The organism is Enterocloster sp., from assembly GCF_057861365.1.
In genome coordinates this window covers 1-10,810 of the sequence record NZ_DBMACH010000032.1, presented here as the reverse complement: position 1 = coordinate 10,810, position 10,810 = coordinate 1, and the positions used below count along the sequence as shown (strand labels likewise).

Annotated in this window: 8 protein-coding genes and 1 pseudogene; 1 reads left to right on the top strand and 8 read right to left on the bottom strand. The window is 46.6% G+C overall.

All coding sequences use genetic code 11. The features are described from left to right. Positions 1–166 precede the first annotated feature (166 nt). The 7 genes and pseudogenes from ACZM6M_RS17455 to ACZM6M_RS17425 form a co-directional block, all read right to left on the bottom strand. Positions 167–1,769 (bottom strand): annotated as a pseudogene (locus ACZM6M_RS17455) (response regulator). A gap of 27 nt (positions 1,770–1,796) precedes the next feature. Beyond that, on the bottom strand, positions 1,797–2,792 hold the full coding sequence (locus ACZM6M_RS17450) for a sensor histidine kinase (RefSeq protein WP_489490631.1): 996 nt from the start codon (positions 2,790–2,792) through the stop codon (positions 1,797–1,799). A 45-nt stretch (positions 2,793–2,837) separates the two neighbouring features. Further along, positions 2,838–3,557 carry a hypothetical protein gene (locus ACZM6M_RS17445; protein WP_489490630.1) on the bottom strand — a complete coding sequence of 240 codons (720 nt, stop codon included), beginning with the start codon at positions 3,555–3,557 and terminating at the stop codon, positions 2,838–2,840. Positions 3,558–3,579: 22 nt separating this feature from the next. Next, a complete protein-coding gene (locus tag ACZM6M_RS17440) occupies positions 3,580–4,203 on the bottom strand; it encodes a DUF4317 family protein (protein ID WP_317439057.1) in 624 nt (207 codons plus the stop codon). Positions 4,204–4,227: 24 nt separating this feature from the next. Next, the gene (locus ACZM6M_RS17435; protein ID WP_066548047.1) at positions 4,228–4,674 is read right to left on the bottom strand and encodes a GNAT family N-acetyltransferase; all 447 of its coding nucleotides are present in this window, start codon (positions 4,672–4,674) and stop codon (positions 4,228–4,230) included. Positions 4,675–4,676: 2 nt separating this feature from the next. Further along, positions 4,677–5,657, bottom strand: a complete 981-nt coding sequence (locus ACZM6M_RS17430; RefSeq protein ID WP_340275581.1) for a DMT family transporter — start codon at positions 5,655–5,657, stop codon at positions 4,677–4,679. Positions 5,658–5,661: 4 nt separating this feature from the next. Then, entirely contained in the window at positions 5,662–8,670 is a 3,009-nt protein-coding gene (locus ACZM6M_RS17425; RefSeq protein WP_489490629.1) for a glycoside hydrolase family 3 protein, read from the bottom strand. A gap of 262 nt (positions 8,671–8,932) precedes the next feature. Here ACZM6M_RS17425 and ACZM6M_RS17420 point away from each other — a divergent pair, with 262 nt between their 5' ends. Beyond that, on the top strand, positions 8,933–9,796 hold the full coding sequence (locus ACZM6M_RS17420) for a phosphoribosylaminoimidazolesuccinocarboxamide synthase (RefSeq protein WP_066548044.1): 864 nt from the start codon (positions 8,933–8,935) through the stop codon (positions 9,794–9,796). A 79-nt stretch (positions 9,797–9,875) separates the two neighbouring features. On the opposite strand, the gene ACZM6M_RS17415 is transcribed toward ACZM6M_RS17420, so the two are convergent. Beyond that, the coding region (locus ACZM6M_RS17415) for an oleate hydratase (protein ID WP_489490628.1) at positions 9,876–10,810 on the bottom strand (935 nt) is incomplete at its 5' end.

Genomic DNA, 10,810 nt, shown 5'->3' with positions numbered 1-10,810 from the left:
AAAGCCCTCCTTAAAATAATACCTCTTTGCTTTCTGTGTATACTATAACAAAAACAGCTTCCAAAGCCCATTCAACAAATAAAGACTTTTTATAAAAATTTCAGGACAGGCCTATTTCTTTTTATACTTTTTTTATATTATTGCACTTTTTTACACTTTTTCCCTTTTACACCTCATGGCCGGCTTTGAAACATTCTGCTTCATATTCCTTCGGAGAAAGACCGGCGATCTTTTTAAATACCTTACTGAAATAAAAAGGCGTATCAAAGCCCAGCATATCGGAAATCTCATACATCATATACTGATGGCCGGCGATCAGTTCCTTGGCCTTTTCAATCTTTACGGCTGACACGAATCCTGTAAAGGATTCCCCTGTCTGCTTTTTAAAAGCCGTGCTTAAATACCCCTGGCTGATACCCAGGGCTTCGGCTGTCTGTCCCAGAGTGATCCGTTCCTTATAATGGGTCATTACATAATCCCGGACCATTTCCGCAATCTTATCCGTGCGGCTGTCTCTTCTCCGATCCAAAATAGCAGATATAGAAGCCTCAAACCAGCGGATCCATTTCAAAATCTGTTCCAGTGTGCCAAAACGCCCCAGCTTTTCCATAATGTTGACCTCGTAGGGAAAACCGCCTTCTTCATCATCCTCAAAAAAGATGCTATAAAAAAATACAGATTGGCACAGGCATTCACAGCCTGTTCCCTTGAAGGGTGATATTCCTCCAAAAGCTGCGTCAACTGACCGATTACCTGTCTTAAGCGGCTGCTGTCATTTAAGGCGATCGCCTGGGACAGATCTTTTTTCAGGAGGCCGATATGAAAGCTTCCCGGGTGACCCGCATCTGCTTCACACTGTCTGGAATAAAAGACTACCGGATCTCCGGAATGGCCGAAATAATAGCTGGTAGCGCTCATGGCCTCATAGAGCAGCGCCGGAAATTCACGCAGGCTTTCCTTTCTGGTGCTGACTGCCACGGATACCGGCACCTCAAAGTAATCCTTTACCACAGACCGGATTTTTTCGCCCAGACTTCGGATGACCGTCTGATAATTTTCCACTCCTGCAGCAGACAGTACAAGCACCAGGCTGTCCAGCTCCCGGCACACCAGACAGCTGCTGTCGAAATAACCTCCTGTCATCTGACCGATAATATTTTCTGCAAAGGAAATCACTTTTTTCTGGTCTTCTCGGGTAAATCCCTCCGAAAAGCCCTCAAACCCGTAATTGAAGCTGATAATCACAAGCACTGGCTCTTAAGCGTCTCCTCTGCCTCCTTAAACCCTTCTGCGGGCTCGTCTCCGACCAGAAGCTGCTCGATCAAACGGCGGATCCGGTCTGCTTTGGAGGGAAAGCCCGGGGACACTTTTTCATTTGCAAGCCGTGTCAGTTCGCAGCGCTCTTTTCCAAGCTTTAAGGCCTCTGAAAGTTTCTCCTCTGTCAGTTCCATTTTTACCAGATATTCTACGGCTCCTAAAGACAGAGCCTGACGAGCCAGGTTAAATTCCTCCAGATTGGTGAGAATGATAAAAACAATATCATCCCAGCCCCGTTCCTTTACAGCCTTCATAAAGGAGATTCCATCCATTCCCGGCATCTTAATATCTGTGATCACAATATCCGGTCTCTGTTCCTCCATCAGCTTTAAGGCCTGTTGTCCGTTCCCTGCCTTTCCGGCGATCACACACTCCTGCTTTTCCCAGTCTAAAAGAGAGGCGATTCCTGCAAGAATCAGCGGCTCATCATCCACAATCATAATCTGATACATTCCTCTTCCCCCTGTTGCATTTATATTTTAAAATTCCAGCGGCATGGTAACGGTAATTTCCGTAAATTTTCCCTCTGTGCTGTCAATCATCAGGCCATAGGACTCCCCATAATTTAACTTGATCCGGCGGTCTACGTTGGGAAGCCCGATCCCGCTCATGGAATTTCCCTTTACTTTTTCTGTATTCTCAAGAAGTGTTTTTAACCGTTCCTTTGGAATCCCCACACCGTTATCCCACACGGTAAGAACCAGCATATCCTCTTGTCTGGATGCCCGGATTTTGATAATTCCATGACGGCCCTTTGGCTCAATCCCGTTGAAAATAGCATTTTCCACCAGAGGCTGCAGTGTCAGCTTAATCACCTTTGCTTCATAAAGCCCGGGATCATCCACCTGTATTTCCAGATCAAACAGCTCCACATACTTTACCTTTTCGATGGTTACATAGTCATTTAAAAATTCCAGTTCTTTTTTCAGAGTCACTTTTTCATTAAAGCCTTTTGCCATGTTTTTAAGAAGGCCTGATAAGGCGGTCACCATTTTTACAATGCCGCTGTTTTTCTGGATCACTGCGATCCAGCGGATGGAATCCAGCGTGTTGTAAAGAAAATGAGGATTGATCTGGGCCTGGAGCATCTTAAGTTCTAAATCTCCCTTTTCTTTTTCTGCCTTCAGCTGCTGATCCATCAGTTCTTTGATCCGCAGAGCCATATCATTTACCACACAGCCTACACGGCCGATTTCATCCTCGCCTTCTATCGAATCGTCCCTGATAAAATTTCCCGCCGCAATGGTTTCAATGTGAGCAGTCAGACGGTCAATAGGCTTTTTTATCTGCTTTGTAATCCGCGCGGATAACAGAAGTCCAAAAATCAAACAGGCCAAAAACATGATCACTACAGTCTGTACAATCATCATCCGGTCATTGGAAAACTCATCTAAGGGCATGGTTTCATATACCATGATCCCGCTTTTATCATAAATCTCATATGTTACCAGACTGTCTTTCCCATGAACCTTCATTTCCAGTAGTCCTTTTTCCGTTCCTGAAGGCTGCGGATAATCCGGTCATTTTCCTCTCTGTGCTCCCCCCGGTTCTTCAATAGAAGCAATCCAGTCTCCGGCCGCAGTTACGATCACCGTTTCCTGTCCGTTTGCCGTGTCCAAAAGCATATCCTTAAAGAGATCCGTAGAAAGACACAGCACCGCCCAGCCGCCGGAGCCAGAATGCTCCAGCTTCCTGGCAATTGGAAGGATATTTCCCTCATACTGGGAAAATGGAGATGATTCCAGATCCAGCTGATAACGATCCATGGTTTTTTCAAGCTCCCGATCCAGCCAGCCGCTCTCTATGATCCCCTGCGCGTCATCTGTGCTTCCAAAGGAAGAGCCTGTCTGAACCAGATTTCCCTGATCATCAAAGACAGACAGCTTTACAATATAGTTTCCGTACTCTGTAATCGCACAGTAATCTCTTATAAGCTCCGCATAATCCAGTCCAAGCTTTCTGGCTCCTGAGGTACGTCCTCCGTTTATTCCGGACAAATCAAAGGTTTTCCGCTCTGTACAGTTTAAGATAATATTGAGCATTTCCTCATATGCCAGCCGGCTTCGGTAGGAAATACTTTCTACATGGTGTTTCTGAGAATTTTTTGCCACCTCCAGAGTTTTCTGGTTCGCAGTTATGTAGGTACAGATACTTACAAAGGTTGCAATCAGACATATGATCAGAAAATGATAGCGCATCAGCTGAACGCGCAGTGTTTTGGTTCGGATATATTTTTTCATGGTTTTGTTTCCTTTTTCATTTTCATCCCTTTAAAAACCACTCTGTAAGCTCCCTGTGGGGCCGGTTCGGATCCTTTTCAAAGAGATTTACAAAATTCAGGGCGGCGCCCCGCTCTTTAAAAGCCGGGTATAAAAAGCCAAACTCCGGCTCTCCCGGCTCATATTCTCCGGTTAAAGGGCTGATAGCGCAGATCAGGTATTCGTACACCTCTTCAGAACCTTCCATCCACGCTTTATCCAGCCCTTTTACCGGCACATCGTATCGGCCATGAAAAAGGAAGCAGGACCATGGACCGCCCGGACGGTATTTCTCTCCTAAAATCTCATAAAACAGATCCGTATAGGCGTCATTTTTCATGCCGCATTCCTTAATGGCGCTTAAAAGCTGCCACAATCCTCCCGGCCGTCTGGCTTCTTTGGTAAGCGTATATTCCTTTAGCAGAGAATTTGTCTCAGAAAAAAGCACAGTCTTGGCGATGGAAAGGTTCTTTTTCCTCTCCGGTACGGAAAGCTTTAAGAAATTGATATTAAAGGTACCGTCCACATAGCCCTCTGCATCAAAGTACGCTCCGGCAATCCGGCCCACAGAAGAACGCTCCGGCGTTAGCCTGCGGGTCAGCTCCAGCATATCATTTCGGTCAATCATCCTGTTTCTTCCTCCCCTTTGTTTTTAAAGCTTAAGCTGGAAGTAAATCATGTCGTCCAGCTGTTTTCCTCCCTCATAAATCGGATGGTCATAGTGATCCATGAAAAAATGCGGAATCACAGATCCCCGTATAAAGCCGCAGTGCTCGTAAAACGGCACTGTAAGAGGGCTGTCTCCCGTTCCTGCCTGAAGGGTATGGAACTGATTTTTATATTTCTGACAGATAAAACGGATCAGCCTGCGCCCATATCCCTTTTTCTGGCACACCGGCTCCACCGCGATGTTTTTAAGCTCTAATACCCCATCTCCCTCATCTGTCACTACACAGAGAGCCATCCCTAAGGGCGTTTTTAAAACATACATATCTCCGCGTTCCAGATACCGGTCAATCATTTCTTCTTTCTCATCCCCCAGAAGCAAAAGCTCTAAATACTTCTTTTTGTTTTCTGTAATATTTATTATCTCTTCCAAATTTATTTTCCTTCCGTTCCGTCTTTTTTTTCCGGCTTTTCCGATGTATTTACAACAAAAATTCCAAGACTTACCAAAATCAGCGCTGCCAGTACATTCCATGATAAAGCCTGGCTGCTTTCCCCTAAAAAAACGGCTGACAGCAAAACTCCAAAGACCGGGATCATAAAGCCAAAAACAGTTACACGGCTGACCGGATTGTATTTTAAAAGAATACTCCAAAGCGTATAGGCCACAGCAGAGATCAGCCCCAAATACAGAAGAAGAACCACAGCTTCAGCTCCTGCCATAAGATCAACTCTTCCTCCGCAGCCAAGTCCGATCAAGATCAAAATGATCCCTCCCATGGTAAACTGATATCCGCTTAAAACAACTACGTCATACTGTTTGGAGTAGCGTTTTACCAATGCGCCGGATAAAGCATAAAAAATCTGTGCAATAAATACAAAGCCTTCTCCCCGGAAGGATACATCAAACAGCCCTTCGGATGTCTGTCCGGAAAGGTTGACCAATACAATGCCTGCCAGTCCAAACAAGCAGCCAAGCAGCTTTCTTCCTGTAAGCTGTTCATATCCAAACAGAAGGCAGGCGATCAGGATTGAAAGAAATACATTGGTACCTGTTATGATCGCCCCATGAACCCCTGTTACATAAACCAGCCCCATATAAAAGAAGTAATACTGGAGCACCGTCTGACATAGGCAGAGCTTTAAAATGCAGCTTCCTGCTCCCGCCGGAGGCAGGATCAGCCTCTTTTTTTGTATACAGTAAAAGCCGATCACCATCAATCCGGCAAGCAAAAAGCGAAGTCCGGCAAACACGATAATACTCCATGAATCCGTACCTTCGATGTGGAATTGTTCATAGCCGATCTTTATGGCTGGAGTGGCGCTTCCCCACAAAAAGGTACAGACGACAGCCAGGCAGATCACCACCGGAAGCCGGGACAGGGTTGTATCTTTATGATTTTTTGTCTCTTCCATTTTTTCACTCTCTTCTTTTCTTCTTTTTTTCTGGTTTCTTTGTCCGTCTGAGACAGAAAAGAAAGGCAGATGCCGCCATAAGATCAAAAGCGCCTAATGCAGCTCCCCACAGAGGAAAGGCAGGATAAATCACCGGCTTTAAAAGACCGGGGTCTCCCATCCTCTGGCTGTACTCTCTGTTTTCCGCTCTGGCATTCAAATACATATAGAGCACCTCTTTGGAGGTTCTGCGAAGAGCATGATAATAGAAAGCCTCATTTTCCTCCGTCAGGAAGCGGAATTTTCCATCATTTAAAATCCCATCCATCCACAGGCTTCCTCCGGCCCGCAGAGCCTGATCCCCGTTCATATATTTATGGTGGTCCGCATAATCTGTGACAATGGCTCCATGAAAGCCCCATTCCTCTTTAAGGATTCCGGTTAAAAGGGCCTGGCTCCCCCCGGCCCACACCGCTCCGATCCGGTTATAGGCTGTCATAAAGCCAGTTGCTCCATAATCCTGAACCAGCATCTGGAAGGGCTTTAGATACAGTTCCCTGAGCGTCTGCTCTGTCATCCAGGTATAAATGCCGTCCCGGTAAATTCCCGATTCCTGATCATTGCAGATCAAATGCTTTACATAGCAATATACGCCCATATCCAGGCTTCCCCTCACTACAAGACCACCCATATGGCCTGAGATCAAGGGATCCTCCGAATAATATTCATAATTTCTTCCGTCAAAGGGGCTGCGGTGAAGGTTCACCGCAGGAGCATACCAGCCGCTGTAACCAAACTGGCCTGCTTCTTTTGCAATTGCTCTTCCCATTTCCCGGGCCAATGCGTTATTCCAGGTCTGAGCCAGTATGCCGGCATTGGGGAAGCCAGTTCCTGCCGGAATCTGGTGAAAGCTTCCGATCTGGGCTGGTCCGTCTGCCTCTCTGGCTAAGGGTTTTCCCAGTACAGATAACGGCTCAGTCTTTACATAGCCATGCAGAAAGAGATTTTCCATATCAGAAAAGGTAAGCTGATCCAGTACCTCTTCCCATCTGGGATCTTCCCAGTTTTTTCCAAGCCCATATCCCAGATCTGTAAGGCTTCCCATTCGTTCTACCATAAGCGTAAGCTTTTTTACAGACTTTTTGTCCCGTAACGCTTCATCTGAAGCAGTCCATGTCTCATCTGAATGCCAGGTATCCGCCAGTTCTTTGGTATACAGATTCAGGGCCGCCCCTTTATGAGAAAGACGGCGTACCGGCACATTGGCTTTTGGAAAGGTTTTATTAAAATCAGCCCGGCTCAGATAATGGATCGCTCCTCCTGCATCAGAACCGTCTATGGAAACACCGTCCTGAGCCTGTTCCCCCGTAAATTTATTGAAAACAGGAGCACCTGTGATCCGGTCTGTATCATAAAGCGTTCCAGCCGGTACATACAGACGGATGGTATTTTGATCCATGGCTGCCGGATGGTGGGCATCCGAGCGCAGAGACAGCTCATATATGCCTGCCTCCAGTTCATAACCCTGAAATCCGTTTTTATTTGCATCCTTTTCATCATAGGAAGCAAAGGAAGAAACAGGAACGGTAAGCGTAAGAGTTTCACAGGCTCCCGGCTCAAGGAGCGATGTTTTTGCATAGGCTGCCAGGGCAACGGATGATTTCTCAATTCCCCCCGGAGTATACGGAGGCGACACATACAGCTGGATCACGTCCTGACCGGCCCGTTTTCCCGTATTCGTGACACGGACCATAACAGAAATTTCTCCGAATGGATCCGGAACCGTCTGTTCCTTTGGAGCCTCCAAAAGTTCCCATTGAAATTCCGTATAGGAAAGGCCGTATCCAAACGGATACTGAACCACTCCATCATAGCCCTGCCCATATCTGTTTTCTACCCCATCCCAGAAATGCTGTGCATCTGCTGTCTCATACCATCGATAGCCCACATAGATTCCCTCTGCGTAGTCTACATAGGAAACCTGATCATAGGCAAAATTTTCTCCCAGATTGCCGCATTTCGTGCCATCTGCAGGATAGAGCGTCTCTGCGTTGGTATAGCGTCCCACACCCTCTCCTCCTGCATTGGCGTAGCTGGCGGCTGTGGAAAAATCATAAGCCCAGGTATCCGTTGTCCGTCCGGAAGGGCTTACGCGCCCCCAGAGGATTTCCGGCAGTACGCCCGCTCCTGATTCTCCCGTAAGGCCTGCATAAAGGCAGGCATCAATGCCGGAAAGACGTTCGATCGCACCCAGAGCCATCACATTTCCCGTATTTAAAACAAGGATCACATTTTTATAGCTTACACCCAGATAGCGCAAAAGATCCTCTTCCTCTTTAGACAGATCCAGATAGGTCCGGGTTGGATCCTCTGTAATTTCTCCCCCTTTTTTTGTCTGCTTATACTGTACCTTGGGACAGTCATTACTCTCGCCTGCAAACCGGCCGATCACAGCGATCGCTGTGTCCGAATAGTCTCTGGCATGGTCTAAAAGTTCCTCTGTATAATACTCCCGGTCTGAAATATGAGGTTCATAAAGGCGGCAGGATTCCTGCGGCCAGCTGTTTAAGGTATCACTATAAGGACGTTTGGGCTGAAATTCACGGTACATCCCTATCAGTTCTTCATTATAAGAAACCCCCGCATCCCTTAAGGCAGCCAGAAAATCCGTCTTAACCTGGGTGATCCGTCCAGAACCGGAGCCTCCGCCCAGCCACTGGGTAGACGCCCAGCCAAATACATTTACCTGGCGGACCGAATCAGAAAGAGGAAGTGTATCTTTGGTGTTTTTTAAGAGTACGCTTCCCTCTTCCTGTATCCTGTGAGACAAAAGCTGACTCTCCTGCGTTGTCTTTTCCATCTCCTCTTCCGATACTCTGGTACGGTCTGCTGCCAGATACAGATTTACTATATCTTTAAAATAAACCGCCGTTCCCGTTACTCCAATACTGACGGCAAGAAGAAGGGAAGTAATCACAAGGCCCGGCCTTATAGCACCTTTCTTTTTGGAATGTGTTTTTTTCTGTCGTATCATAAGGTCAAACTCCTGTCTTTTTTGCACTTCTCCGTTAGTTTAACGCGGATTTGCCATAATATCAATCATTCTTTTTAGCCTGTGGTAAATATGTCCTGACTATTTTATTTTTACGGCTATTTATTGTGCATAAAAGAGAACCTTTGTTTTTTTGCGTCTGCTGCGGTATAATTTTCAATCTGGGTATTGATTTTTACAGCCGATTTCGTTTATCCTTAGATAGAAGCTACATCAAAATTTTACATATAGCGAGGTATATGACATGAAACCGTTCAAAGAAGGAAAAGTTCGTGAGATTTATGACAACGGCGACAGCCTGATTATGGTTGCTACTGACCGGATCAGCTGCTTTGACGTAATCCTGCACAACGTTGTGGCCGGGAAGGGTACGGTACTGACCCAGATGTCCAGATTCTGGTTTGATTTTACAAAGGACATCCTTCCCAACCACATGATTTCCGTAGATGTAAAAGATATGCCTGAATTTTTCCAGCAGCCTGAGTTTGAAGGAAAAAGCATGATGTGCAAAAAGCTTACCATGATCCCGGTAGAGTGCATCGTGAGAGGCTATATCACAGGCAGCGGCTGGAAGAGCTATCAGGAAAACGGCACCGTATGCGGCATCCATCTTCCTGAAGGCTTACAGGAATCAGAAAAGCTTCCTGAACCCATCTACACCCCTTCTACCAAGGCCGAAATCGGTGATCATGATGAAAATATTTCTTTTGAGCAGAGTGTTTCCCACCTGGAGAAATATTTTCCTGGAAAGGGCGAGCATTACGCGACCCTGATCCGCGATTATACGATCGCTCTCTATAAAAAATGTGCAGACTATGCATTAAGCCGTGGCATCATCATTGCTGATACCAAATTTGAATTTGGTCTGGATGAGGATGGCAATGTGGTTTTAGGCGACGAGATGCTGACGCCTGACAGTTCCCGCTTCTGGCCTGCACAGGGCTATGAACCCGGCCACTCCCAGCCTTCCTTTGACAAGCAGTTTGCCAGAGACTGGCTGACCGCTCATCCGGGCAATGACTGGACCCTTCCTGAGGAGATTGTGGAAAAAACTATTGACAAATATCTTCAGAGCTATGAAATGCTTACAGGAACCAAATTACAGTAAGCGACCTCTGTCCCATACCGCTGAGACAAACATTCAGGCAGAACCCTTTTATACAGGATTCTGCCTGTTGTTTATAATGCTACAGCACTCCGCATTCCCTGAGAAGTTCTCCTATCTCCGTATGTTCAATTTTTTTAATCGCCATTTTCCCTGCTTTCTCAAAGCATGCCGGAAGCCTTTTCTTTAAAGGTGAAACTCCATCCATAAGCTTCACAGAGGCATTTAAAAGCTCTCTCATATCATAAGCGCTGCCCCATACCTCCGGTACCCCCCGGTCTACGCCGCACAGGCCGTAAACAGCCTCCATAGCCGTGCGCACGGAATACTCCGTTGTAAAAACCGTGTCTCTGGGAGTTTGGGCAAACTGGCCGATAAAGGCGGCATTTACGCTTCCTTCAGGAATTACATCCGGGCGGTCTCCCTCTCTTCTGGGCATGAAAAAGGCCGTAATATAGGGCATCATAGCCGGAACGCAGACCGCTCCCCAAGCAGCCAGATCATGAATCTGGTCAGCCGGAACTCCCAGATGATACAGCCATTCCTCCGTGATTTCCCTTCCCGTGCATTCACTCATAGGCTTGGGCACGAAATTTCCCACTCCATTTGGAAATAATCCATAGAGCCAGATGCATACCTCTTCTTTCTTCTGAGCCTTAAACTGACCCTGGCGGTTGACCGTCCAGCTTAAAAGCCAGCCGGAATCCTGACAGCTGACAATTCCTCCCGTAACTACCTTTCCTGTACGCGGATCTCTTCGGGCTATCTTTTTTATATAAGAAAGGATCGTCTCATCCGATGTAGTAATTGTGGCTGATTCCCAACAGGTCTTTTCACGGTTGGAGCAGAATTTTTCCGGACGTCCAAAGGACGTATCCTGTACTGCTATATTTTTCCAGAGTGTCCAGCAGTGTTCAGCCTCCGACTGTCTTTTCGGGTCCGGTTTATGATCCTGGTCTCCGTAAACCGTTCCCTCTGTACAGCTTCCATTTGTAATAAATACCAGATCCTGTTCTG